Below are 23,952 nucleotides of genomic sequence, written 5' to 3' on the forward strand. Positions count from 1 at the left end.
GTCTCCTAAAGCTTGACGGAACCAGGAAGCGTTCGAGCAACTTCAGACGCCTTGAGCGCGGCCTCATAGCGTCCCATGCCAAACATGCTGAGTGCAGCGACGATAGCGGGAACCGCTACAAGCATGAACATGATGGGCAGGCCCAGATGCATGGCTAGCAGCACTCCGCCGACCATCGAGCCCACGATCGAACCCACCCGGCCAATGCCTAGCGCCCAACTCACGCCCGAGACGCGGCTAGAGGTTGGATAGTAGGCCGCCGCCAGTGCATTGACGCCGGTCTGCGAGCCGCCGGTCCCAAGACCAGCCCCAAAGACTGCGATCACCAGCATCGGCAACGACGAAGCGACGCCGATGAGCAGGATGAACACCGCGGCAATAAGGTAGGAACTTGCGAGAACCAGACAGGGACTGTGCTTGTCCATCAGGCGGCCGATCAGCACGGCGCCGACCGTGCTGCCCAAGGGCAGCGCCGCGGCGATCAGTGCAGTCATACTCAGAGGAACCCCTGTGTTGTTAATGACCGTCGGCAGCCAGCTGGTGAGCAGGTAATACACCAGCAGACTCATGAAGAAGGTGAGCCAGAGGCAGATGGTGCCGACGATCACGCCCTTGCCGAAAAGGTTGCGGACCGGAGAGCCCTTGACCTTGTTCTCGGGAACAGTGAACGTCGCGTGGTCGAGCGGCTCCTGCGGCGCGATGCGCCGGAGCGTGCGAGCCAGTTGCTTCTGCATCTGGCCGGACAGCGCCAGGTACCGGACAGACTCGGGCAGCAGCCATACCAGAACCGGCACCAGCATCAACGGCATTGCTCCGCCGAATAGCAGCACGCCCTGCCAGCCATGCAAGGGAATGATCTGCGAGGCGACCACGCCCCCTAATGCCCCGCCTAACGTGAAGCCGCAGAACATGCTCGTCACCAATAGCGAGCGCTGTTTCTCGGGACCGAATTCGGATGTCATCGTAATGGCCGTAGGCATGGCTCCGCCAAGACCCAGGCCGGTCAGGAATCGCAATAGTATGAGTTCGCGCACAGAAGTCGCGTAGGCGGACCACAGGCACATGGCGCCGAAAAACGCCACTGAAAGGCAGAGTATGGGCTTGCGCCCAAACCTGTCGGCAAGCGGACCGAACAGGAGCGCGCCTATCATCAGACCAAACAGGCCGCCGCCGAACATAGGCGCCAACTGAAGCGCGCTCAATGCCCATTGCTTCCTGATGGCAGGCGCGATAAATCCGGCGCTTGCCGTATCGAAACCATCGAACGCGACTGTCAGGAAACACAGCGCAACGATCAGAAGCTGATACGTTGACAGCTTGTGCGAGTTGATGAAGTCCTGAACATCAACCGTTCTGATCGTCGCCATGGCGTTCTCCCTGCAGTCGCGGAATCCAGGCTATCTGTTCGAGTTGGGTGCCGGCAGGAAGCCTGCGCCCGCGCGTTCTCAGCACGCCGTCTTCGGCGGCCTTGATGTTCTAGCGCGATCAACAATGAATCTGGTCACGCGTCAGGTTCGAAACTCCGGAATGTCGGGTTTGGCGCCCCACATGCAAAAACCGGTGGAATCGAACGGGAACTGGCGGGGGCACCAGGTCGCCTCCTCGTCCGGCCTGATCAGGCGAACGCCTGTCGAATATTCATAAGTCATTCCGTCAGGCCCCTCGAAGTAAAGAAAGACGGCGCCCGAAGTCGGATGCCGCCCGGGTCCGAACCGAATGGGTATGCCCTGTTCACGCAGGGTGTACCAGGCGCGCATGAGGTCGTCGATGCTTTCAACCTGGTGATTGATATGTTGAATGCCGGCGAACGAGGATGGAAAGAGGGCGATCCTGTGATGCACCTCGTCGATCCTCAGTAGCGGTGCAGGCCCGATCCAGTCGCTAACGCGCGCATTGCACAGTGTCGTCCAGAACATCTCGTCGCGTCGGGGATCGCTGGTGCGCAGCCCCACATGGCTGAAGCCGGTGATTCCGGCGTCGCGTGACGGAAAATAACGGCGGCCGCTATGCAGGGCGCCGAACACCAATTCGACCTGGTTGCCAGACGGGTCCCTGAAACCGATGAAGGCACGTACCCGACGTTGGTCGCACTCGTCGCGACTGCCGGCGTGTATGCGGAAACTGTTCTGCTCCAACACCGCACCTGCATGCTCGAGCGCCTCGTTCGCGACGACATCGAATGCGATGGTATGGTCGTTTGGATCGCCCTCGAAGTAGACCAGCGTGTGATCGCGCTCATCGGAGCGCAAGTAGACCCACCCGCCCTCGCGGCGCACCAGCTGTAATCCAAGGATATCGACGGCATACTTCGTCGCGGCGTCAATGTCGCGGGTACCGAGCCGAACATACCGGAGTTCGTGCAAATTGATCATGAACGGGACCCTGCGGTTCGCTTATCTCCAAGGATAGGCGGCATTACCCCCGGTGTGCACAATGTCCGTAGTTGCTCGCCTTGGGGCTGCTTCGGGCTGGAGACGGAAAGTCATATCGGTTTGTAGGATGCCTGATGACATTCTCAAGGTCGATGGCAGGTTTGCGATCAGGTAGCGGCCGTTCTGACCGCAGGCTCCTCCGTCAAAACATCATATGTAACGCCCATCACAATCGCGTGCGCCCAGTCAACCCAAACTTTGACTTCCCTCCCCCCTGCCATACACTAGATTCGAAGCACGCTACTCGTCGCGGAGCACAAGGAGAACAACCATGACTCCCTGGGAAATCCAAGGCACCGAACTGATCAACTGCAATTGCTCATACGGTTGCCCGTGCCAATTCAACGCACTGCCGAACAACGGCTTCTGCGAAGCGATGGGCGCCATCTCGATCAGCAACGGTTACTACGGCGACGTGCGACTCGACGACCTCAACATCGCGGTCGTGTTTCGGTGGCCGGGACCGATCCACGAAGGCAAGGGCAAGTGCCAGCCGATCGTCGACGAACGGGCCAGCCCGGAGCAACGCGAAGCCATTCTGAAAATCATGACGGGGCAGGACACCGAGCCGTTCGCCACGATGTTCTCCGTATTCGCATCGACGCTCGAGCAGGCATTCGATCCGATCTTTACGAAGATCGACTTCGATGTCGATGTCGATACCAGACGCGGCCGGATTCATGTCGAGGGCGTATTCGACGTCGTCGGCGAACCGATCCGCAATCCGGTGTCGGGTGACGAGCATCGCGTTCGAATCGACTTGCCGCACGGCTTCGAATACGAGCTTGCCGAGATCGGCTCCGGCACCAGCCGCTCGCACGGAAACATCGCACTGGATCTCAAGGGGACTTACGCGCAGTTCGCGCGACTGCACATGAATAACAAAGGACTGATCCGGCATCGCGCTGCCGCATGAGCAGCGTCGAAAATATCCTCGGACGTGAGCGCGTCATCGCCGCGCTCGGCATTGTCGCTGTCGTCGCGTTGTCGTGGGCCTACTTGTGGACGGGCGCCGGAATCGGCATGTCCGCGCTCGAGATGACGGCCGTCGCGCTGTTCCCGCATCGACTGGCAGACGGCGGAGGGGGAATGGATCCGTCGCTGCCCACCGTGATCCTCATGTGGTGGGTGATGATGATCGCGATGATGACGCCCAGCGCAGCGCCGCTCGTCCTGTTGTATCGACGCGTATTGCGGCACCACGCCGCGATCGAGGCCAGGTCGGCCATCCCGTCGTTGTTTCTCCTGGCCGGTTACCTGACCACATGGCTGGCATTCTCGATCTGCGCGGCATCGCTGCAGAAGGTGCTGCAACCGACCGGCCTCATTTCGGAAATGATGTTGTGGTCGAAGAGCGCGCCCCTTTCCGCGATCGTTCTGGCCGCGGCGGGCGTCTACCAGTTCTCGCCGCTCAAGCGCGCCTGCCTGACGCAGTGCCGTTCACCAGTGAATTTTCTCACCGCGCACTGGCGTCCTGGCGTCGCAGGCAGCTTCCTGCTCGGGATGCGTCATGGCATTTACTGCGTGGGCTGCTGTTGGCTTCTGATGGCGTTGTTGTTCGTCGGCGGCATCATGAATCTCGTCTGGATCGCCGCGCTGTCGCTAATCGTTTTCGTGGAAAAAATCCTGCCCGGCGGTGAGCGTGTCGGCCGCGTGCTGGGCGTCGTGCTGATCGCCTGGGCAGGCGTCACCCTGCTGGTGTGATCGGCTTTTCTGTTCTAACACGGTCATTCAAATGACCGAACAGCTGGATCTGTTAATAGAGGTGCGTCCCGTAACACAGGGCCTCATTAAATACCCAGACGATCTGGCATGGCTTCGGCGCTGTACGTAAATCGGACCTCTCCCAGTTGCCGATCGCCGCGCAATACGCTACCCGCGAACCCGTATGAAACGGGTCAGCCTCGCGCACGCAAAACCGGTTTCCCCAGAAGCTACTGCGCTGCCGTGAGCTTGAGATTCAATCTCGCTGCAAGCGCACGTCAGTTGTCGCGTGCCGTCGGATAAGGACTATCAAAATCTGGGACGCTGCTGTTTGACCTGGCGCACCTGTTGAAAAAATGTCGAATGATCACCACACGATTCGCGTTTTTGGAAGCGCCGCTTTGAGATCGTCGACGTTCCTGGCCTGGGTGCCATACAGAACGAGCTCTCGCAGGCCAGTGAGCCCCTTCAGCGCGTCGACGTCTTCGACAGGGGTGTTCGCAAGGTAGAGTTCCTGCAAACCGGTCAAACCTCGCAGTGGATCGATGTTTCGAACCCTGGTGCGAAAGAGATTGAGCATTCGCAGGCTTTTCAGGTCTGTCAGCGCCTCGACGTTCTCGACCCGGGTGTCGGCGAGATTGAGCCTTTGCAGACGGGTGAGCCCCTTCAATGCATCGATGTTCGTCACTTGCGTGCGAGCGAGCACCAGCGTGTCCAGCTGGAGCATGCCCTGAGCCGCGTCGATATCATCGACCTTCGAACCGTCCAGCACGAGCGTCCTGAGCGAGGACATTCCTTTTAGTGCGTCGATGTCTCGCAGCGGCGTGTTCGCTAGATAGAGCGCTTGCAGACCGCGGAGCTTTTTCAACTCACTGATGCTGTCGACCTGGGTTTCGTTGAGGTCGAGCGTCTGCAAGGAGGCGAGCTGGCTGAGCGCGTCGACGTTCCGGACGTTCCTCGCGCCCCCGAGTTTGAGCGTTTCCAGATGCGGCAAATCTTCGAGCGGATTGAGATCGCGAACCTGTGTATCCCGCAGGTCGAGTTCTCGCAGATCGCGCAGGTTCTTGAGCGCGTCGAGATTCGAGACGCGGGTATCCCAGAGGTTCAGCGATTGCAGACCGGTCAGCCCTTTTAGCGCGGCGATGTTTTCGACTTCGGTGCGATGGAGCACGAGCCTTTTCAGCGAGTGCATTTCCTTCAGGGCGTCGATGTTCCAGACGGGCGTGTCCGTCAGGTCAAGCGATTCCAGATCGTCCAGTCCCTTCAGCGAATCGAGGTTATCGATCTGGGTGCCTCCCAGATTCAGTTCGATCTTGCGGTCGGAATTCTTTAGATGTGGCAAAGCGGCCGCGACCTGAGATGCCGTCATTGTCGGTTTCGCCCGCAACGCCAGGCATTCCGAGTCGGGCGTGGCTGTCGACGCGTCGCTGGCGTAGCAGGTGCCTTTGATGAATCCCAGTTCGCTCAGCGCCCGTTCATCCGGGCTCTTGTGGAACGGGTTGAAGATCAGCAGCAAAATGCCGAGCAACAGCACGATTGCGCCGCCGATGGCCCACGGCTTGATGATTCGCGGCAAGGACGGGTTCGGACCTTCAGCGGTTGAGTTCGTGGTTGACGGCGGGGTTTCGGGCACGGCGGGCTCCCGTAGTACAGGCTTCCTCCTTTATACACGAAGAGCGGGGCGCATTCCGCCCAGGCAACGTCGCTCTTCGCTCTACGCGTGAGAGCCAGCGACACGTTCTGCCAGCTTGGCGTCGTAGCTCGAATGAATGTGCACGTGCTTCTTGTCCGGGAACGCGTAGTTGTAGGCTTTGCGAAGGGCAAGCGAAGCCTCGTGAAATCCGGAGAGGATCAGCTTCTGCTTGTTCGGATAGCCCGCTCCTTATCACGTTGAGTGGGCGTTTGGCGGAAAATGCAGGTGCGAGAGCTCTCGAAAGCGTTTGTCGGCTGCTCGGCTTTATGCGAAGCTTTCCATAAGGCAGACATTCCGTCATCACCGTCTGTGTCCTCCCGAGTTATCGATGCGTTCCTCGGCAGCAATACAGTCAGCTTGATCATGGCGCGTCTCCAACAATGTTTATATCGCCAGGCCTCTTCACATAGAAAACAGGCTCTCTTTGCCGGGGCACCTCATTGCGAGGCCCACGACCCAGATACTCGCAGACCACGGGCCCCGCCTTTCGGCACATCTTATTGTCACTCGTTGAGCCCCTCCAACAGTTGCCCAAACGACGCCGAATACTCTTGGGGTGCACGCCGACTGCACTCGTGCGCGCAGCCGGGGGCCCGCTCTTTTAACTCTCCCGCCGCCCCGGATAACTCTGTACGTAGTCGAGAACTTCGATGTTCCGCTCCTCCCGCAGAGCGCGCGAAATTTCCGCTTCGTACGTCTTCCGATAGGACTTGGTAAACAGGTTCTTCATGAAATAGTCTATGTCGCAAGACCAGGCTTCATAGATCACTAGCGACGTCGGATCGTCCTTCGAATGATGCACCCATGCGTGAACGAACTCCTTCTCCGCGCTCATTGCATCGCCAACGTCCGCGACCAAAGCCTTGATCCTGTCGAGTTTCTCAGGCTTGATCTTCAGGTGGACCACAGCGGCGAAACCGTCTTTCATTTCCATCTCCTTGAATCACATAACTCACCGAAATATGTTCCCGTCGCCACGACTGGTCGCCACAGTGACGGTCCTGCCGCGACGGGAACGTCCGACCTAAGGCGATCCGCCTTCCTATGCGTTAAAACCTCCGTCAATCGTCAGACTGGCACCTGTAACAAACGCGGCCTCAGGACTCGCGAGATAGGCAACCATTCCCGCAATTTCGTCCACGTGAGCAAACCTGGGTAGTGCAAGCATCTGCTTGAAGGTCGGCGCGTAGGGGCCGTCGGACGGATTCAGATCCGTATTTGTAGGGCCGGGTTGAACGTTATTGACTGTTATACCCCTCGCACCAAGATCGCGCGCTAGTCCGCGGGTGAATCCGGCTACAGCCGCCTTCGTCAACGCGTACACACTTCCCCCTTCAAACGGCATTCTGTCGCCGTTGCAACTTCCGATTGTGATGATGCGTCCACCTTCCTTCATATGTCGTGCCGCAGCTTGCGAGGCCATAAACACACCTCGGACGTTGATTGCCAGCATGCGCTCGAAATCTTCCGTCGAGAACTCGTCGATGTGCGAAACAACAATGATGCCGGCGTTGTTCACGAGAATATCCATGCCTCCCCTGTCCCGCGCCACCTGATCGACTGCAGCGGTTACTGCTTCAGGCACTGCGCTGTCAGCTTCGATTGCCCACGCCTTGCCCCCCTCGTCGGTAATCGCACGGAGCACGTTATCGGGCCCGTCGAACGCACCCGGATATGTGACCGTGACGCGCGCGCCTTCCCTGGCAAGACGTTGAGCGATGCCAGCGCCAATTCCGCGTGCACCTCCGGTTACTAGCGCGACCTTTCCTGTTAGCTGTTTCATCAAATGTCTCCGTTCCGTTCGTCAACAATATGTTTTACGTTTGCACAATATAGCCAATACTGGCAAACTTGATAGGCGCGATAGATCAAGAAAACCCTTCCCCCGGTGGGCTTCCGTCGTCTTCGCATTCGCTTTGATCGTCGGGCCGATATCCGTTACGTATTCCTTAATATTTGCTACGCTCTTGTCTGCTGGAATATATTTAGGCATTCGGTACAACCTTTTTGACCTGGCCTCTTAGCTGCCGTCGTCCTGCGGAATTGCAGGGGAGCCCGAGAGTCGGTGCGGATCGAGAGGCCACAGGAATGGCTCGATCGCTTCGAGGAACGCACCGGGTGCCTCTTCGGGAATAAAATGGCCACAGTCTGCGATCACCAAGCCGGCCACGTTGTCGGCGATGAGTCTTGCCGTGCCTTCGACATACTCACCCAAAGCACGCGACGCACCCACTGCGAGAATCGGCATCGGCAGACGCGTCTTCACACGCTCCTTGTTCCGCTCCATATTGACGTCGATGGCACGGTAATACTCGAAGCTCGCGCGCAAGGCTTCGCTGTTTTTTACGGCGTCGACATAGATCTCGACCGCATAGTCCGGAATGGCGTTGGGCGAGCCTGCCTTGCTCGCAAACTGGTGACCGAAGTAAATTTTCTCGCGCCCTTGCACCATACGCTCATTGATGCCGAAGGCGCGGTTGAATCCGACGTGCCAGAGGTTATCACTCAGTTGCCGGACGTCGAACACCGGCGGCGACGGCGTCACACCCGGAAAAATGCTTTCCACAATCACCCAACGCTCAATCCGATCCGGTCTCGCAGCCGCCATCGCATAACCGGTCCAGTTGCCGATGTTGAACCCCATTAGCGCGAAGCGTTCGTGTCCGAGAGCCGTCATCAGCCCAAGCAGGTCGTTTGCAAGCGTGTCGGAATCGTACCCGACGGCGGCTTTTTCGGAGAGCCCAACGCCACGCGGCTCGACAGCGATAACGGAGAACTGCTGTGCGAGGCGCGGCATAACGTAGCGCCACGCATACCAGGTCTGGGGCCAACCGCACACCAGCAGCAGTGGAGGCCCCTCGCCACCGATCACGGCATGCAGACGCAGGCCGTCGACGTCGATGTAGCAGCTCTCGAACGTCTTGGCAAAACCATCTGGCAGTTCGGGGACCCCGTATACCGATCCCGCTCCGGCAGCTCGTTCGATATGAGCCGAGCCCTCTCGCAATGTGGCATCAGACATATTTGCCTCCTTGAGTGTCAACCTCTGCGTACCGGACCTTGACTAAGATCGTCTCCGCACTAATGAATAGCCGCGAAAGCCCTGCACACAACCCTGCGCAGCTTCGCCGTCGGATCGCCCCATCAACAGCTAGAACGAATGTGTTATCCCGACATTTGCTCCGAAAATTTCTCCGGATGGCAAATACAATGGTCCGTCGTTGGAAAGGCCAGTGTCCATCTTTCCGCTATTGCTCACGTAGCCGAACTGCGTGTACAGCATCGTCCGCTTCGAGAGCAAATACCGCACACCGGTAGCGACCAGGATCGAATGATTGCTCGTGTCGTTCCCGTCCCGAGTAAGCCACGCACCGGCGTCGAGGGTAAGCGCAGGTGTCGCGGCATAACTTACCCCGCCTCCATATACACGGCTATCGAAGGATCCCGCGATCTTAAAATTGACGAACACCGCCCTGAATGTCAAATTGCTGAATGTATACCCAACCCCAATGGTGCGTCCCATGAAAGCTACCGTCGAGGATGCTGGAGCGGAAGTCGACGCGTCTCCTGCGTTCCCGCTATAGAAGGCCACGTTAGCGAAGACTCCGTTCCGATCATAGGTCAAGCTTCCCGAGTACTGCCTTGCGGCCTGGAAGTTGCCTGCCTCTCCACCGAGGGCGATCATGACACTTCCCTGCAGTCCGGCAAAAGTCGGACTTGAGTAGGTAATCGCATTGGAGTTAAACAGCCCAGTCGTGAGGACACTATCAACGTAAATCGGTGCCAGGGATCCAAAATCCGACGCGCCTCGCGCATCCGACTCGATTAGCGCCAATACGAACGGACAGAATTGCAAGCCTGCCGTGACAGAGCCGAAGTTACCCCCTAGCTGGAGCCATGCCTGCCGGCCAAACAGGTTCCCATTCGAGTTGCCGATACTTCCATTTGCGATGTTAATGCCACTCTCGAGTTTGAAAGATGCCTTAAGCCCTCCCCCAAAATCCTCAACACCCGTCATACCAAAGCGCGACCCAAAAGCCTGGCCATCAATCATAGCGATTTGATGACCTGCGTCCCGACCTGTCGACGAATTCAAGGTCCTGCTTGAATAAGACAGCGCATCATCAACTATTCCATACAGCACCACATTGCTCTGCGCGTACGCGCAGCCCATCATCCCTACGAACAACGCGGGAGCGGCCGCACCGTGCAGACCAATCTTCATGTAGCTGGTTCGCCTCATCCTCCCTCTCCTTTCATAATTTTTTTAATGGTGTAGCATTCCTAATTAACTGCGTCCGGCACATTCAAACGATTTGTTGACTTTCAAGAAGCTCTTGAGCTTTCCCGTTCTATCTTGTCAAACGAATTTTTCTAAAGGAACGGCGATGACACAACGCACGTGATCTTTCGTCACGTGTTGATACGCTTACGGACATAGGATCCGGCCTGCTTCTCGTAGGCCTCTAACGTTTGCGAATCCATCTAGACTCTCCATTTGAAGGACCGATCGCCAAACAATGGATCCGTATAGGATCGCAAGTGTAAGAACCGCGAAGGTTGAATTGCGTCTGCACGATTGTCACAGGTCGTCAGTCTATGAACGCGTACAGCTCGAGAAGTCTTCCGTCTCGCGTAACCGCAATGTCGACACCCGTCACAGCCGTTCGATTGTCTTCAGGCCCATATCCCCATGCGAAACGCCCGATTCCATGCATGGCCTCAACTGGCCCACGCTCGATAAAGTCGAAGCCGGGAAATCTTGCCTGCAACGCGGCAACCTTGCGGTCGGCCATCGGGATCGACGAAGCAGCCCTCCGGCAGCCAGATGGTTTCCAGTTCCTTCATGCGTGCAGCGGAATCTCGCTCGCCAAAGATAGCGAGCCGGTTTCGCTTCAGAAGCTCATTCACCGAGAAATGCATCGTGGATTCCTTTGAGTAGTCGGGGATCAGGTTGAGCGATAGTCCGCTAGCACAAGACCCTGTGCGCTGACAGTTGGTGGCCCCGTTAGTGTCGGGAGGCCATCGATACGGCGAAGCTGTCTTCCAGCAGCAGGAAGCTTGCGATCTTCGCGTCGGTGAACGTCAGGACGATTGCAAATGCGCTATCGATCAGTTTTCCAGTGGTGCTGATCCGCGATTGCACGTGGCCAAGAATGACGGCGCGATCGTCGCTTGCGAGAACCTCCTTGATGTCGAAGCTGATGCTTTCGACCATAATTTTCGTATCGCGAATAAAATCCGAGATTGCCTCACGCCCCGTCTTGTGTCCGATCCAGGGCAGCGCGCCTGAGTCGCCCGGAATATTCCAGTCGATATCGGGTGTGCACAACGAAGCAATCTCATCAGGCCCCGCACTCGAGCGCAGTTTTTCAAGAAACTGCTGTGCGAGGCGATGGCTTTCTTGCGAACCCATGGTATTTGTCCTCCTGATGCCGCACCCACATTCGGGTGAGCGCGGCGCCGAAATATCAGACTTGCGCGAGTCCGCCATCGACGAACAGCTCGGTACCCGTTACGAAACTGGCGTCGTCGGAGGCGAGGAAGGAGACCGCCTTGGCGATCTCGTCGGCAGTGCCAACCCTGCCAAGCGGAGTCGTCCCGGAGACGTCCTTGCAATACGCGTCAATCTGCTCATCACTCATCTTGAGTTCGGTCTTGTAGGCAGGCGTGATAATGACCCCGGGGGCGACCACATTGACGCGGATGTCACGGCCTTTGAGATCGGATGCCCAGGTGCGCGTGAAGGCCCGCAAGGCTGCCTTGGTGGCGGCATAGACACCGAATGCAGGTATGCCCTTTATCGATGCAATCGATCCCGTGATGACGATCGCACTGCCCGCAGGCATGAATGGCAGTGCACTTTGCACGGTGAACAATGTGCCTTTCATGTTGATGCCGACATATTTGTCGAATTGCGCTTCGGTGATCTCGCCGAGGGGCACGAATTCGCCGCCGCCTGCGTTGGCATAGAGGATGTCGATTTTTTGGTGAGCCGCCGAGACGGTCTCCACGATGGGTTCAAGGTCGGCCGCAGAAGAGATGTCGCCGCGAATCGCTCGTGCGCCATGGCCGATTTCCGATACTGCGGCATCCAGTTCCGCCTGGCGTCGCCCGGTGATGAACACCGTGGCGCCTTCTAGCGCAAGGCGCTTGGCGGTGGCTAAGCCAATTCCGGTGCTACCGCCGGTCACGAGCGCGACCTTTCCCGCATGCTTGGTCGAATGAATGTTGTCGTAGCGTGAGGTTGTCATTTCAGGGTTCCTAGGTTGCCTGCGTGGACGAATGACCCCAGCTTATATTAGGCATACGTGTAGATAAATGTACGTATTGTGGTTACTCTATTCACATACGTGGATAATTGGAGGTGGATCAATGGACCATTTGCAGGCAATTCGTGTTTTTGTCCGCGTTGTTGAGACAGGAGGCTTCGGGCGGGCTGCCCTTTCTCTGAATATGCCCAACGCCACGGCGAGCAAATGGGTCAAATCGCTGGAAGCGCATCTTGGCGTAAAACTGCTTGAGCGCAATACGCGGCGGGTCAGTGTGACGACCAATGGCGCTGCTTACTATGAACGCGCTCGGCAACTGCTCAGTGAACTCGATGATCTTGAGGCCACGCTCGGTCGAGAGCAAGCGAGCCCACGCGGGGAGCTGAGAGTCGACGTCGGAGGATCGACCGCAAGCTGCATCCTCATTCCTAGCTTGCCGGCCTTTCTTGCGCGCTATCCCACGATGCGGATTCACCTTAGCGTCACTGACCGCACTGTGGATCTTGTCGCAGAAAACATAGACTGTGCAATTCGAAGTACCTCAAATGATCCGGACGTTATCACGCATCTGATCGGAACGGCTGCATGGACCACATGTGCAAGTCCCGCTTATCTTGCGAAGTACGGCAGACCGAAACATCCGCAGGAAATCGTGGATAAAGACATGCCTGTCGTTGGATATTTCTCTGCAAGTACGGGTATGACGCAGCCCCTTACGTTTCGCCGAGGCGAAGAGACGATAACGCTTGGTCGTGTACGCAATGACATTCTTGTCAGCGAGAGCAATGCACACCATGCAGCCGCACTGGCTGGTCTCGGGATCGTCCACACAATGGACTTCATGGTTCGTCCGTCCATTGAGCAAAAAAAACTTGTTCCCATTCTCGCGCAATGGCGACCGGACCCGCTCGAGGTATATATCGCGTATCCGCCTAGCCGAAGATATAGCACCAAGGTTAGGGTGTTTGCGGATTGGGCAGCTACATTGTTCGCGTCTGCGTGAGTTGGCAGGCAAACTGCTTAGCATTCTTCTGAGCGTCGCTCATGACTTTGCGGAAACCGCCAACGTTTGTAGCAGGCCCGCTACCTTGTTCTGGGCCAGCGTGCGCGGCGAGCGCACGGAGGGTCATCCCGACTACCAGCCACCGGAATGACACCCCCTACGCGGCATGGCCATCGGGGCAGACGGTTACGAGGTGAACAAGTCATCGACAATACGTCGTCCCGATCGCGGCCATGTGACGTGCAGGCTTCGTATGTCCGATGCATGAGGCGGCACCCGGCCACTTTGAGACGTTCGTTGGAACCGCTTGAATGGCAGCTGCTCGACGTGCAGGGGACACTCGTGTCCCTTGAGAAAGGTGCTCGCGGCATGGCGGAATTACGCATGGTCTGCGCTCCCCGAGTTTCGCAAACAGGTGGCCTGCAACAGTCGTTCGGCCCGCTCGCGACCCACGGCGAAGGCATCCTGGACGCTCACGATCTCGATCCCGTGGCGCTTCGCGGCCCACCTCTGACCCGTGGCGGCAGAGGCAAAGAAATGTACATGGCAACAGAACGCAGCGCGGATGTCAGGCGTGTCCTGCGGCAGGATCAGTGACACGGCCGCGCCCGTCGGCGCAGCATCCTGTATCACGGTGGGCGTGGCCGTGAGCGAGACCGGCACGCCGGTGGCCGCACAACGCGAGGCCACGTGGGCCGTCCGGTTAATCAGCGCCGGGAAGAACAATGTGTCGAAGGCGCACCATGTATACAGGCGACGGCCGCCGACTTCGAAAGCGTGTGGGGTCTCACGCAACGTCAAACCGTAGCCGAAGACGTTGCCATCGTCGTCCCACTCGGTGCTGACCGCCTGTTCGAGTGCCGAGGTCACTCGCACGACGGGCCGGTCCAGGGCCAGAGCCAGCACGGCGGGAGAAACCGGCGCCCCCTTGCTGAGTTCACGTAACAACACGACAAAGAGTTCTGCGAAGCCTTCCGACCGGTTGCCCATCGTCAGGCGCTCGACAAGTTCGGCCGTGTAGCGGGCAAGGTTCATCGTTGTCCCCCGTGGCGGGTTATCCGGCGCAGCACGAGAGCTGCGTCACGTCCTTCGAGAAGGTCTGTGCGGCGAGCTTGAGCCCTTCGACCATCGTCAGGTACGGGAACAACTGGTTGGCGAGTTCCTGCACGGTCATCTTTGCGCGGATCGCGATCGCGGCCGTCTGGATGATTTCGCCTGCCTCGGGCGCCACCACCTGCACGCCGATGAGCCGGCCGCTGCCTGCCTCGGCCACCAGCTTGATGAAGCCGCGCGTGTCGAAGTGCACCAAGGCGCGCGGGTCGTTATCGAGCGTCAGCGTGCGACTGTCGGTCTCGATGCCCGCCTGGTGCGCCTGCGCCTCGCTGTAGCCGACCGTCGCAATCTGTGGCTCGGTGAAGACGACCGCCGGCATCGTATCTAGATTGAGCCGCGCATCGCCGCCGGTCATGTTGATCGCCGCGCGCGTTCCGGCAGCGGCCGCAACGTAGACGAACTGCGGCTGGTTGGTACAGTCGCCGGCCGCATAGATATCCGGTGCATTCGTGCGCATCCCCGTGTCGATCACGATGGCGCCGCGCTCGTCGAATTGCACGCCCGCACTAGCCAGGTCCAGACCGCCGGTGTTGGGAGAGCGGCCCGTTGTCACCAGCAGCTGGTCGACCCGCGCCTCGCCGTACAGGACGTTGATGTTCGGGCTCGTGTCGAGAATGTTTTCGTATTTGGCGTGGCGCAGCTCGTCCACGCGCGCCTGCTGCTGAGCGAGCAGGCGCGGCCGGTCAATGGCCGGTGCCGTCGCAGTGATGCCCGCGTCGAAGGGACTCGTCTGCCGCAGATGCGCGATATGGGCTGCACGGATCATGATCTTGGAGGGCACGCACCCGACGTTCACGCAGGTGCCGCCGATAGTGCCGCGCTCGATCAGTGTCACCTGCGCGCCGTTTTCGGCGGCCTTCCGCGCAGCCGCCATGGCAGCGCCGCCACTACCGATGACGGCGACCCGCAGCGTGCCGGCATCGCCGCTACGCGTCCCACCAGCCCCCGCGCAGGCGAGCAAACCGGCCTTATCGGCCGCGCGCGTGACGAACGACATTGCAGTACCTCCGCAGTTTCAGGGTTTGACCGACGATGGATAGCCCGCGTCAGCGGTGGCCTTGATCAGCGCCTGGACGTTGGTCTTGCCATCGTCGAACGTCACGGTGGCTTCCCTCTGCTCGAAACGGACATCGGCTTTTTCGACGCCCGCTACTTTGGAAAGCGCGTGCTTGACCGTGATCGGGCAGGCCGCGCAGGTCATGCCCGGCACGGCCAGCGTGACAGTCTGCGTCGCGGCCCAGACCGGAACAGCGACGACGGCAACGACGAGTGCAGCAAGCAGCTTTTTCATGACGACCTCCAGGTTCAATAGAACAGGGGCAGCACGTAGGGAAAACCGAGCGCGATCAGGACAAGCGCGACGACGATCCAGAACACGATCTCCGCCTAGTAGCGTAACGTTACTTCCGTACCTATGTACGGAGTCAAGCGGTATGGAAAACGGTAACGAAAGCCTGACCATCGGCGCGTTCGCAAAGGCGGCCGGCGTTAATGTGGAGACGATCCGGTTCTATCAGCGCAAGGGCCTGCTGCTCGAGCCGGAGAGGCCGCACGGCAGCATCCGTCGCTACGGCGCAGCTGACGTCACGCGGGTGCGGTTCGTCAAATCGGCCCAGCGCCTAGGCTTCAGTCTCGATGAAATCGCGGACCTGCTGAAACTGGAGGACGGGACGCATTGCGATGAGGCGAGCAGCCTCGCCGAGCACAAGCTCCGCGACGTTCAGGAGAAGCTCGCCGATCTCGGGCGTATGGAAGCAGTGCTCACCCAGCTCGTGTGCGCGTGTCATTCGCGCAAGGGTAACGTGTCATGTCCACCCATTGCGTCGCTGCAGCGAGGGGAAGAGCTACGCGACACCGCCTCCCGATAAAGGCTATTCGGCCTTTGCCGATATTCACGCTTCGAATCGAATACGGTGCCTGCGCAGGCAGTGATAGGCGCCGATACGGCTGGCTACCGCTGTTCGGCATGAAGATACCGGTAGTCGTTCAGGCGCATTTCTTGAGGTGTCATCTCGTAGGCGCGCCGAAAGGCACGCGTAAAGTCAGATGCACTTTTGAAGCCGACTGAATAGCCAACGTCCTTGATCGGAACGCTTGGAAATAGAACGAGCTCGTCTGCGGCGGCGCGCAAGCGAAGATGACGGATATAGGCACCAAGCCCGCCTTCATGTTCGAATAGCCGATAAATCGTGCTGCGTGGGAGCCCCAGCGATTCAATTACGTTATCGGGAGATAGTTCGCAATCCTGCAGGTTTGCGCGAACGTAGCGTCGCGTATATTCGAACATGAGCGCGCGGCCGACGGCTCGCTTGCTGCCACTCAAACCAGCCTCTTCCCCGAATGCGGCTGCGATCAGCTCAATGAGGCCGGCGAGCTTGCGATGTCCATCCTCGAACGGCATGTACCGGAAGTTCTCGACTAGCGTCGTAGCGCGCTCGACGATAAGCCGCGTGGCAGGCCTGCTCGGGTCGAGCACGCGTCCGTGTATTGCTCCCGGGTCAGAGAATACGTGCCGCAGCAAGTTGGAGGGCACAACGAGCGTGATGTACCGGCACGCCTGCCGCCGCAGGCGGACCGGTTGTTCAAGGTCGTTGGCAAGTACGCTGCCCCCACACAAGGGGTACTCACGCTTCTTGGCGAGCGTCGTTATCGAATGAGCTTCACCGTCCAGGAAGATGGTAAAACCGATGCCGCGCGCGGAATCACGCGAAATACGGGCAACGGTGCGTTCGATCTTGACATGATCGGTATAGGTGTCGCTGATACGGAACTCGCCGATGTCGTAACGGTCGTTGATGCAGATAAAGGGCTGTCGAACCTGCTCACGCGACGGCACGACTTCGATAATTTGGCCAAGGTGCTCCCAGTAAGCCAGCAATTGCTGTTGCGGCGGCAGCCCGGAAACATCGAATCGGCTATAAGCGATGCCATTCGCAAGCATATCGTGATCCCGCGGCAAAGTAGGACGATGAGAATGCGCTTTTAACTGCACAAGCTTATCTTAATATCGCCAATTTACGCCTGCACCGATAGCCGTGAGGGACGGGCACACTGGATATCACGTTAGCTGCCCGCGGCCAGAGCAGCGGTTGACGAATTCCGCGACCAGGCCCGTGATTTCCACCGGTCGCTCCAGACCCGGCAGATGGGCAGCGCCGGTCACGATGTCACTTCTACCAGCGTGCGTGCGCTCGCTGCGTCTTGCCACTGCTGCACATAATCGGGCGTACCGGTGGGTGCGGCATCGACCACCGGCATCTGGGGTTGCAGCGCCAGGGGCAACACGCCGGCCCATACCGGCAGGGCCATGTCAGCCTCGTCGTCCTTCGGGCCGCCGGTGCTGATCTTGGACGCGGCCTCGTCGAACGAGATACGTAACACGGTGGTTGCGGCCAGTTCGTTTGGATCGCCGGGACGGACCTCGCGCGAACGCTTGGGTGCGATGCGCTCCATGAAGGTGTCGAGCGCTGCTGCCTTGTCCGCGTCCCTCACCACCTCGAACATGCCGTAGATGACGGCCGATCGGTAGTTCATCGAATGGTTGAATGCCGAGCGCGCCAGCACCAGGCCGTCCAGATGTGTGATCGTCACGCAGACCTGCGCGCCGCTGGCCGCCAGTTTCAGCATACGGCTACCGTTGGAGCCATGGATGTACAGATGGTCGCCTTCGCGCCAGCACGCCGTGGGCATGCAGTGCACCCCATGGTCATCAGCAAAGGCGACGTGGCACACATAGGCTGCGTCGACGATAGCGTAAAGCGTAGCGCGGTCGAAGTGGCCGAGTTGCGCGAGGCGGCGTACGCGGGTGCGCTGCGAGGGCGGCGTGGCTTCTGCTGTGGTCATGACGGAACTCCGTTTGGCAAATCGAGAGGGCTCTCACGATAAGGAAACAGTGGCACTAGTTGTAGACCCACGAAGAATCATATTTTTGGAGCCAGGATGGACTGCGGCGTGCTGACGTTGACGTTTGGTCTAGTACAACATTCCTCAAACAGGTTTAAGAGTTGTCTGGCCGCATCTCGGTGAGTCGCATTATTGATCCTTCTGGACGCCGGTCCCTACAGGCGCATCGCTGTAATACACCAGGCCAATGGCGGACGGGCGGATCTTTGCGTTCTGCTCTGCTTTCTCCCGCGCGGAATCGAATTCGGCCTTAGCAAGGTCGGGGCGTCCCAATGCCCGAAAGATGCTCGAGGTGCGCAAGGCCGGCCAGAAGTCGAGTAGCGAGAGACGGAAGACGAGGATGAGCGCAACGAAGGTTCCCATGCCGACGGGGGCGCCTACCAGCGCGGCGATCTCGCGCTCGGGCGTTGCGATATGTCGCTGAATCGAAGCAGCGAAGAAGATATGCGCCATGGCGGTGCAGCGTCGCGGGGACGGCAGTGTCCGTTGATTCTGTGGTTTAGGCGATTCGCCGGCTGCTTCGGGGCATCGCCATTCACCAGACGATAAGCGGCATGATTCACCGCCCTTCACGTATCGACATCTAACTTCTCGCCGATGACAGTTGGAAGCGCTTGCGCTGCAGGAACCGGCGCACGGCCGGATCGCGCTCGAGTCCGATCGCGAGATCGTACGCGCCGAGCGCTTCGGCCGTCGCGCCGGCACGCGCGAGCAGATCGGCACGCGCGGCCCAGTACGGCTGGTAGTCGGCCAGCCGCGGATCGTCCGCATACGGCTCGAGCGCGTCGAGCGCCGCCTGCGGGCCGTCCCGTTCGGCCAGCGCGAGCGCGCGGTTCACCGCGACCACCGGCGACGCTGCAATCGCGAGCAGCGCATCATAGAGTTGCACGATCTCATCCAGTTCGGGCGATGCGTGCGGCAACGGTGCACGTGCGCCGATTGCAGCGCGGCCTCGAGCTGAAAGCGTCCGATTGCGTTGCAAGCACTCGCGCGCCGCAGCAGTGCGTCGGCTGCGGCGATCATCGGCGCGTTCCATGTCGCCGGATCCTGAGCCGACAGCGGCACATAGTCGCCGGCCGCATCGCGTCGCGCGTCGCAACGCGCCTGCGCATACAGCATCAACGCAAGCAGACCAATCGTCTCTGGCTCCTCGGGCAGCAGTTCGACGAGCAGTTGCGCAAGAAACAGCGCCTCACCGGTGAGATCGCGGCTCCCGGTATCGCCGCCGACCGGGTCGGTCCACCCTTCCGCATACGCCGCATAGACCGCTTCCAGCACCGCAGCGAGCCGGCCGGGCAACTCCTCGCGCTCGGGCACGCTGAACGGAATGCCCGCTTCGCGGATCTTGTTCTTCGCCCGCACGAGGCGCTTGCTCATTGCGGCGGGCGACATGAGGAACGCGGATGCAATCGTCTTCGCTTCGAGCCCCAGCACCACCTGCAGCATTAGCGGCGTGCGAATCGCGGCCTCGAGCGCAGGGTGTGTGCACGCGAACAGCAGCGCAAGCCGCCGGTCGGGCAACGCACCTGCTTCACGCTCGTCGATCTCGTCGGCGAGAATCGTGAGCTGGTTTGTCACTTCGTCACCGACGCGGCGATGGCGCGCGCCGTCGATCGCCCGGCGGCGCGCGACCGTCATCAGCCACGCTTCGGGATTCGCGGGGCAGCCGCGCTCCGGCCACTCGGCCAGCGCGGCCGCAAACGCGTCGGCCAGCGCGTCCTCGGCTGCGGCGACGTCGCGCGTACGCATCGCCAGCAGCGCGACGAGCTTGCCGTAACTGCGGCGGGCGACCGCCTCGGCGATCGCCCGCGCGGCGCCGTCAGTGTCACGGCCGCAGCCGGACGGACTCATGCAGCAGATGGCGCATCGTAGGGGGCAGTCCAGACCGGGCGCACTTCCATGATGCCGTGCCCCGCGCCGGGACAACGCGATGCCCACGCGATCGCCGCGTCCAGGTTGGGCACGTCGATCAGGTAGTAGCCGGCGAGCTGCTCCTTCGAATCGGAATACGGTCCGTCAAGCACCTGCGGCTTGCCGTCAACGAGCCGCACCGTGGTGGCCGTGTTCGTGTTCTGCAGCCGGTTGGCGCCCACCAGCGCCTCCGCTTTTTTCAACGATTCGGTGTACGCCTGATACGCGGCGACGCCTTGCTGCCGCTCGCTGTCGGTCATCTGGTTCCAGCCGTTTTCTTGCGAATAGATCATCAACAGGTATTGCATATGAGCCTCCGTTACAGGTTGAGGCGGGTAATTACATCGGGCCGCCATCACAATGACGCGCGGGCCACATGCTGACGGACAGGCGGCATTGAAAAAATCGAGAACTGCGCACCGGCCCTAATCGCCCGCCTCCGTCGAGGACCCTGCGCGTGGTCACTTCGGGCGAGCCCGCTATCCCCTCCGATTGCGTGACACCTTCCCAGATGAAGAACGTCCTTTTGCCGATCGAATAACCGCATGTGGGTAGCACGATTGCCGGCGTCTGCTGGTCGAAGTCGATCGGTACGAGCGTCACGTTCTCTGGGATCTCTCCGAACAGCTTGCGCAGCCGGCGCCGCTTGGCCTCGATGTTTTGAGGCTGATCCACTTCCCATACCGGAATGCGGGCGATCGGGGCCAGCCGGTAAGCGCGAGTATCGAAGCCTGCGCCCAGATTGACCAATGCCTCGATCTGGCCGATAGACTCGATTAACTTCTCGTCGATGTACCGCTTGCGGCATAAGATACCGCCCCAAACGCCGGGGAATTTTTTCTCCGTCATCCTAAGACCTCGTGCGAGGAAGTGCTTCAAGCGGTAGAGTTCGGCCGCAAATGGCCGCCAGGCTAGTTGCCAAAAATCCTATGACAATCCCTCGCGATTGACAACGCCATCGATTGCATCGCATATGCACACGGTAGCGAGGGGCCGCTTTCGGACGGCGAGTTCTTGAGTTCCACCGACCGGACTGGGCCGCCTCTTGTTGCAACCGGTTCCTGCGCCTAATGTTTAGAAGCAGGCACCGGACAAGGAAAGAAATCGTATGCGCTGCGCAAACTGCGGATTCGGGAATCCCGCTGGGGCCGGCTTCTGTGAAGCATGCGGCGCCATGCTGGCGCGCACATGTCCGCGCTGCGGACACGAGGCGGGGCCTTCCGCCAAATTCTGCAGCGAGTGCGGCGCGCCGCTGACCGACGGGCCCGCAGCGCTGTCCCTGCGGCCCCAGTCTGTTTCAGGGCCGTCCCCCGCGCCCATCCATTACACGCCGCACCACCTTGCCGAGCGCATCCGCGCCGAGCAGGCGGCCATGGAAGCCCGGGGCGAGATCGCCGGCGAGCGCAAGACCGTCACGGCGCTGTTTGCCGACATGGCGGGGTCCACGGCGCTGGTTCACGGCCTGGACCCGGAAGAGGCCCAGCGCCTGATCGAGCCAGTCGTCGCGCTGATGATGGAAGCTGTCCACTACTACGAGGGCTATGTCGCCAAATCTCTTGGCGACGGCATCCTGGCGCTGTTCGGCGCGCCCATCGCCCATGAGGACCATCCGCAGCGCGCGCTGTATGCAGCGCTGCGGATGCAGCATGCGATGCGCCGGCACGGGGACAGGATTCGTCTGGAGAAAGGCATTCCGCTGCAAATTCGCGTCGGCATCCACACCGGTGAGGTTGTCGTGCGTTCGATCCGCACGGACGACCTGCACACCGATTACGATCCGGTCGGACACACGATCCACATTGCGTCCCGGATGGAAGGGATCGCCGCCCCCTCGTCGATTCTGGTGAGCGAGTCCACGCACAAACTCGCCGCGGGCTATTTTGAATTCAAGGCGCTGGGGCCCACGCAGGTCAAAGGGGTCCCCGAACCACTCGTCGTGCATGAGGTGTTGGGTCCCGGCGCGTTGCGCACGCGCCTGCAACTGTCGGCACATCGCGGCCTGGCCAGGTTCGTGGGCCGGCAGATCGAACTGGACCATTTGCATGCAGCGCTGGAGCAGGTAAAAGAGGGACGCGGACAGGTCGTCGCGGTGGCCGGCGAGGCCGGGGTCGGGAAGTCGCGGCTGTTCCATGAGTTCAAGGAGCGCTCCCGGGGCAGCTGTGCATTGCTGGAGACATTTTCGGTTTCGCACGGCAAGGCCTTCGCTTATTTGCCGCTCATCGAGCTATTGAAGAACTATTTTCAGATCACTGTTCAGGACGACGAGCGGCAGTGTCGGGAAAAGGTCATGGGCAAGGCGCTGACCCTCGAGCGAAGCTTCGAGGATCTGGTGCCTTACCTTCTCTATCTGCTTGGCATCGGCGAGCGCGGAGCGGCGCTCGCGGAAATGGATCCGCAGATCCGGCGTGATCGGACCATTGACGCGATCATCCAGCTTCTAACGCGGGAGAGCCGCGACCAGCCGATCGAGTTGTTGTTCGAGGATCTGCAATGGCTGGACCGCGAGACCGAAGCATTCCTGTTGAGCCTCATCGGCCGCGTGGCGAAGTCACGGATCCTGCTCCTTGTGAACTACCGGCCAGAGTATCAGCCTGTCTGGGAACGCGCGGGGCATTGCAGCCAGCTGCGACTCGAACCGCTTGGTCCGGCAGAAGCCCAGGGATTGCTCTCGGCGCTGCTTGGGGACGATCCCACCCTCGTGCCGCTCAAACAGCTCATCCTGGAGAAGACGGAGGGCAACCCCTTCTTCATGGAGGAAGTGGTACAGACGCTGGTCGAAGAAAAATCGCTGCTCGGCGAACCCGGCCGTTTCCGGATCGAGCATACCCCGGCGGCGCTGCATATTCCGACCACCGTGCAAGGTGTGCTCGCCGCTCGGATCGACCGGCTCCCCGTCGCGGAGAAAGACTTGCTGCAGGCACTTGCCGTCATCGGCAAGGAGTTTTCGTTCAGTCTGATCCAGCGCATCTGCGATGGGCCGGGCGCCCCCACCGATGACGCACTGCGCAATCTGCTGGCCCGCCTGGAGGCCGCGGAATTCATTTACGAGCGTCCTGCGTTTCCGGAGGTCGAGTATTCGTTCAAGCACGGGCTGACCCAGGAAGTCGCGGGCCGCTCGCTGCTGACGGAGCGCCGTAGCGCCCTGCATGAGCGTGCGGCGCAGGCCATCGAGGCGCTGTTCTCGACCCGTATCGCGGATTACTGGAGCGAATTGGCGCATCACTACACGCTGAGCGGCAATGTCCCGAAGGCCGTGGAATACCTGCACCGCACCGGGCAACAGGCGCTCCAGCATTCCGCCCATCTGGACGCGATGCGCCATCTCGGCGCGGCGCTGGAATTGCTCGAGCATTTGCCTGACACGCCCGAGCGCGCCCAGCAGGAACTGACGCTGCTGCTCTCGCTGGGGCCCGCCTTGGCGACCGTCCGCGGCTATGGCGCGCCGGAGGTCGTGGCGGCGTATACGCGCGCTCTGGCGTTGTGCGAACGGATTGGCGAGACATCGAAGATCTTCCCGGTGCAACTGGGACTGAGGACTTATTACCAACTGCGCGCGGAGTACCGCACCGCGAGCGAGCTGGCAGAACGGCTGCTGCGCATGGCACGGCAGATCGGGAAACCGGCCTGGCTCGTGGAGGCGCATCTTGCGCTCTCGACGAGCCTCTTCTTCCAGGGCGATCTTCAAGCTGCCCGTGTCCACCAGGAACAAGCGCTGGTTTTCTATCTTCAGGAAATGCGTGAGGAGCAGGTCTACGACCACGTGATCGATCCGGGCGTGCGCGCCCTGAACTTCCTCGCCTGGACCTTGTGGCATCAGGGATGCCCCGATCAATCGGGCAGGCGGAGCCAGGAGGGGCTTGCACTGGCCCGGAAATATACCGGCGGCTCAAGCCTCGCGCTGACCTTGGCCTACACGGCGCA

22 protein-coding genes and 4 pseudogenes are annotated in these 23,952 nt (G+C 60.2%); 6 read left to right on the forward strand and 20 right to left on the reverse strand.

The annotated features are described in order from the left end of the window. Window positions 1–5: 5 nt before the first annotated feature. Both GNZ13_RS04180 and GNZ13_RS04185 read right to left on the reverse strand, forming a co-directional pair. Complete coding sequence (locus tag GNZ13_RS04180) at window positions 6–1,367, reverse strand: MFS transporter (RefSeq protein ID WP_172160754.1); 1,362 nt, start codon at window positions 1,365–1,367, stop codon at window positions 6–8. A gap of 141 nt (window positions 1,368–1,508) precedes the next feature. Beyond that, window positions 1,509–2,372: a VOC family protein gene (locus GNZ13_RS04185; RefSeq protein WP_172160755.1), complete on the reverse strand. Its 864-nt coding sequence runs from the start codon at window positions 2,370–2,372 to the stop codon at window positions 1,509–1,511. A 331-nt stretch (window positions 2,373–2,703) separates the two neighbouring features. Between GNZ13_RS04185 and GNZ13_RS04190 the strand changes: the two genes are divergently transcribed. Further along, a complete protein-coding gene (locus GNZ13_RS04190; protein ID WP_172160756.1) occupies window positions 2,704–3,348 on the forward strand; it encodes a DUF1326 domain-containing protein in 645 nt (214 codons plus the stop codon). After that, entirely contained in the window at window positions 3,345–4,136 is a 792-nt protein-coding gene (locus GNZ13_RS04195; RefSeq protein WP_172160757.1) for a DUF2182 domain-containing protein, read from the forward strand. The genes GNZ13_RS04190 and GNZ13_RS04195 overlap by 4 nt, the downstream gene beginning before the upstream one ends. Window positions 4,137–4,503: 367 nt before the next feature. Here the strand turns inward: GNZ13_RS04195 and GNZ13_RS04200 are convergent, their stop codons facing one another. From GNZ13_RS04200 to GNZ13_RS04215, 4 genes and pseudogenes are all read right to left on the reverse strand, one after another. Beyond that, on the reverse strand, window positions 4,504–5,769 hold the full coding sequence (locus tag GNZ13_RS04200; protein ID WP_172160758.1) for a leucine-rich repeat domain-containing protein: 1,266 nt from the start codon (window positions 5,767–5,769) through the stop codon (window positions 4,504–4,506). A gap of 81 nt (window positions 5,770–5,850) precedes the next feature. Next, a pseudogene (locus tag GNZ13_RS04205) lies at window positions 5,851–6,015 on the reverse strand (NAD(P)/FAD-dependent oxidoreductase); the annotation flags it as partial. A 415-nt stretch (window positions 6,016–6,430) separates the two neighbouring features. Beyond that, window positions 6,431–6,757: a putative quinol monooxygenase gene (locus GNZ13_RS04210; RefSeq protein WP_172160759.1), complete on the reverse strand. Its 327-nt coding sequence runs from the start codon at window positions 6,755–6,757 to the stop codon at window positions 6,431–6,433. Window positions 6,758–6,871: 114 nt separating this feature from the next. Continuing rightward, on the reverse strand, window positions 6,872–7,612 hold the full coding sequence (locus GNZ13_RS04215; protein ID WP_172160761.1) for an SDR family oxidoreductase: 741 nt from the start codon (window positions 7,610–7,612) through the stop codon (window positions 6,872–6,874). 111 nt (window positions 7,613–7,723) lie between these two features. Here GNZ13_RS04215 and GNZ13_RS04220 point away from each other — a divergent pair. Then, window positions 7,724–7,840, forward strand: a pseudogene (locus GNZ13_RS04220) (IS5/IS1182 family transposase); the annotation flags it as partial. Between the two features lie 9 nt (window positions 7,841–7,849). Here the strand turns inward: GNZ13_RS04220 and GNZ13_RS04225 are convergent. From GNZ13_RS04225 to GNZ13_RS04245, 5 genes are all read right to left on the reverse strand, one after another. Beyond that, window positions 7,850–8,851: an alpha/beta fold hydrolase gene (locus GNZ13_RS04225; protein WP_172160763.1), complete on the reverse strand. Its 1,002-nt coding sequence runs from the start codon at window positions 8,849–8,851 to the stop codon at window positions 7,850–7,852. A gap of 129 nt (window positions 8,852–8,980) precedes the next feature. Then, complete coding sequence (locus GNZ13_RS04230; RefSeq protein WP_172160765.1) at window positions 8,981–10,054, reverse strand: porin; 1,074 nt, start codon at window positions 10,052–10,054, stop codon at window positions 8,981–8,983. A gap of 497 nt (window positions 10,055–10,551) precedes the next feature. Beyond that, window positions 10,552–10,752 (reverse strand): hypothetical protein, encoded by a 201-nt coding sequence (locus tag GNZ13_RS04235; protein ID WP_172160767.1) that lies wholly within the window; start codon window positions 10,750–10,752, stop codon window positions 10,552–10,554. Window positions 10,753–10,837: 85 nt separating this feature from the next. Further along, a complete protein-coding gene (locus GNZ13_RS04240) occupies window positions 10,838–11,323 on the reverse strand; it encodes a nuclear transport factor 2 family protein (RefSeq protein ID WP_216674706.1) in 486 nt (161 codons plus the stop codon). Further along, entirely contained in the window at window positions 11,301–12,083 is a 783-nt protein-coding gene (locus tag GNZ13_RS04245; RefSeq protein WP_172160769.1) for an SDR family NAD(P)-dependent oxidoreductase, read from the reverse strand. Before GNZ13_RS04245 ends, GNZ13_RS04240 begins: the two co-directional genes overlap by 23 nt. A 121-nt stretch (window positions 12,084–12,204) precedes the next feature. Here GNZ13_RS04245 and GNZ13_RS04250 point away from each other — a divergent pair, with 121 nt between their 5' ends. After that, entirely contained in the window at window positions 12,205–13,104 is a 900-nt protein-coding gene (locus GNZ13_RS04250; RefSeq protein ID WP_172160771.1) for a LysR family transcriptional regulator, read from the forward strand. A gap of 378 nt (window positions 13,105–13,482) precedes the next feature. On the opposite strand, the gene merB is transcribed toward GNZ13_RS04250, so the two are convergent. From merB to merP, 3 genes and pseudogenes are all read right to left on the reverse strand, one after another. Next, window positions 13,483–14,139, reverse strand: a complete 657-nt coding sequence (merB, locus tag GNZ13_RS04255) for an organomercurial lyase MerB (protein ID WP_172160773.1) — start codon at window positions 14,137–14,139, stop codon at window positions 13,483–13,485. 19 nt (window positions 14,140–14,158) lie between these two features. Next, window positions 14,159–15,163 (reverse strand): annotated as a pseudogene (locus GNZ13_RS04260) (FAD-dependent oxidoreductase); the annotation flags it as partial. Window positions 15,164–15,232: 69 nt separating this feature from the next. Further along, entirely contained in the window at window positions 15,233–15,508 is a 276-nt protein-coding gene (gene merP / locus GNZ13_RS04265) for a mercury resistance system periplasmic binding protein MerP (RefSeq protein WP_172160777.1), read from the reverse strand. Window positions 15,509–15,650: 142 nt separating this feature from the next. On the opposite strand from merP, the gene merR reads away from it, so the two are divergent. Then, window positions 15,651–16,085: an Hg(II)-responsive transcriptional regulator gene (gene merR / locus GNZ13_RS04270; protein ID WP_172160779.1), complete on the forward strand. Its 435-nt coding sequence runs from the start codon at window positions 15,651–15,653 to the stop codon at window positions 16,083–16,085. Between the two features lie 83 nt (window positions 16,086–16,168). Here the strand turns inward: merR and GNZ13_RS04275 are convergent, their stop codons facing one another. The 6 genes and pseudogenes from GNZ13_RS04275 to GNZ13_RS04300 form a co-directional block, all read right to left on the reverse strand. Beyond that, a complete protein-coding gene (locus GNZ13_RS04275; protein WP_328807174.1) occupies window positions 16,169–17,209 on the reverse strand; it encodes an AraC family transcriptional regulator in 1,041 nt (346 codons plus the stop codon). Window positions 17,210–17,376: 167 nt separating this feature from the next. After that, entirely contained in the window at window positions 17,377–18,060 is a 684-nt protein-coding gene (locus GNZ13_RS04280; RefSeq protein ID WP_172160781.1) for a pyridoxamine 5'-phosphate oxidase family protein, read from the reverse strand. Between the two features lie 189 nt (window positions 18,061–18,249). After that, window positions 18,250–18,573, reverse strand: coding sequence for a hypothetical protein (locus tag GNZ13_RS52005; protein WP_236001795.1), 324 nt, complete (start codon window positions 18,571–18,573; stop codon window positions 18,250–18,252). Between the two features lie 130 nt (window positions 18,574–18,703). Then, window positions 18,704–19,971, reverse strand: a pseudogene (locus tag GNZ13_RS04290) (RNA polymerase sigma factor). After that, window positions 19,968–20,339: a YciI family protein gene (locus tag GNZ13_RS04295; protein WP_172160783.1), complete on the reverse strand. Its 372-nt coding sequence runs from the start codon at window positions 20,337–20,339 to the stop codon at window positions 19,968–19,970. The pseudogene GNZ13_RS04290 and the gene GNZ13_RS04295 overlap by 4 nt, the downstream one beginning before the upstream one ends. 31 nt (window positions 20,340–20,370) lie before the next feature. After that, window positions 20,371–20,880, reverse strand: a complete 510-nt coding sequence (locus GNZ13_RS04300; RefSeq protein WP_172160785.1) for an SAM-dependent methyltransferase — start codon at window positions 20,878–20,880, stop codon at window positions 20,371–20,373. 259 nt (window positions 20,881–21,139) lie between these two features. Between GNZ13_RS04300 and GNZ13_RS04305 the strand changes: the two genes are divergently transcribed. Further along, the coding region (locus tag GNZ13_RS04305; RefSeq protein ID WP_172160787.1) for an adenylate/guanylate cyclase domain-containing protein at window positions 21,140–23,952 on the forward strand (2,813 nt) is incomplete at its 3' end.

This window comes from Paraburkholderia elongata, from assembly GCF_013177735.1.
Lineage (GTDB): Bacteria > Pseudomonadota > Gammaproteobacteria > Burkholderiales > Burkholderiaceae > Paraburkholderia > Paraburkholderia elongata.

Coding starts and splice junctions, on each gene's coding strand:
- GNZ13_RS04180 (WP_172160754.1), bottom strand. CDS start 1,367: ATGGCGACGATCAGAACGGTTGATGTTCAGGACTTCATCAACTCGCAC.
- GNZ13_RS04185 (WP_172160755.1), bottom strand. CDS start 2,372: ATGATCAATTTGCACGAACTCCGGTATGTTCGGCTCGGTACCCGCGAC.
- GNZ13_RS04190 (WP_172160756.1), top strand. CDS start 2,704: ATGACTCCCTGGGAAATCCAAGGCACCGAACTGATCAACTGCAATTGC.
- GNZ13_RS04195 (WP_172160757.1), top strand. CDS start 3,345: ATGAGCAGCGTCGAAAATATCCTCGGACGTGAGCGCGTCATCGCCGCG.
- GNZ13_RS04210 (WP_172160759.1), bottom strand. CDS start 6,757: ATGAAAGACGGTTTCGCCGCTGTGGTCCACCTGAAGATCAAGCCTGAG.
- GNZ13_RS04215 (WP_172160761.1), bottom strand. CDS start 7,612: ATGAAACAGCTAACAGGAAAGGTCGCGCTAGTAACCGGAGGTGCACGC.
- GNZ13_RS04225 (WP_172160763.1), bottom strand. CDS start 8,851: ATGTCTGATGCCACATTGCGAGAGGGCTCGGCTCATATCGAACGAGCT.
- GNZ13_RS04230 (WP_172160765.1), bottom strand. CDS start 10,054: ATGAAGATTGGTCTGCACGGTGCGGCCGCTCCCGCGTTGTTCGTAGGG.
- GNZ13_RS04235 (WP_172160767.1), bottom strand. CDS start 10,752: ATGCATTTCTCGGTGAATGAGCTTCTGAAGCGAAACCGGCTCGCTATC.
- GNZ13_RS04240 (WP_216674706.1), bottom strand. CDS start 11,323: ATGGCGGACTCGCGCAAGTCTGATATTTCGGCGCCGCGCTCACCCGAA.
- GNZ13_RS04245 (WP_172160769.1), bottom strand. CDS start 12,083: ATGACAACCTCACGCTACGACAACATTCATTCGACCAAGCATGCGGGA.
- GNZ13_RS04250 (WP_172160771.1), top strand. CDS start 12,205: ATGGACCATTTGCAGGCAATTCGTGTTTTTGTCCGCGTTGTTGAGACA.
- merB (WP_172160773.1), bottom strand. CDS start 14,139: ATGAACCTTGCCCGCTACACGGCCGAACTTGTCGAGCGCCTGACGATG.
- merP (WP_172160777.1), bottom strand. CDS start 15,508: ATGAAAAAGCTGCTTGCTGCACTCGTCGTTGCCGTCGTCGCTGTTCCG.
- merR (WP_172160779.1), top strand. CDS start 15,651: ATGGAAAACGGTAACGAAAGCCTGACCATCGGCGCGTTCGCAAAGGCG.
- GNZ13_RS04280 (WP_172160781.1), bottom strand. CDS start 18,060: ATGACCACAGCAGAAGCCACGCCGCCCTCGCAGCGCACCCGCGTACGC.
- GNZ13_RS52005 (WP_236001795.1), bottom strand. CDS start 18,573: ATGGCGCATATCTTCTTCGCTGCTTCGATTCAGCGACATATCGCAACG.
- GNZ13_RS04295 (WP_172160783.1), bottom strand. CDS start 20,339: ATGCAATACCTGTTGATGATCTATTCGCAAGAAAACGGCTGGAACCAG.
- GNZ13_RS04300 (WP_172160785.1), bottom strand. CDS start 20,880: ATGACGGAGAAAAAATTCCCCGGCGTTTGGGGCGGTATCTTATGCCGC.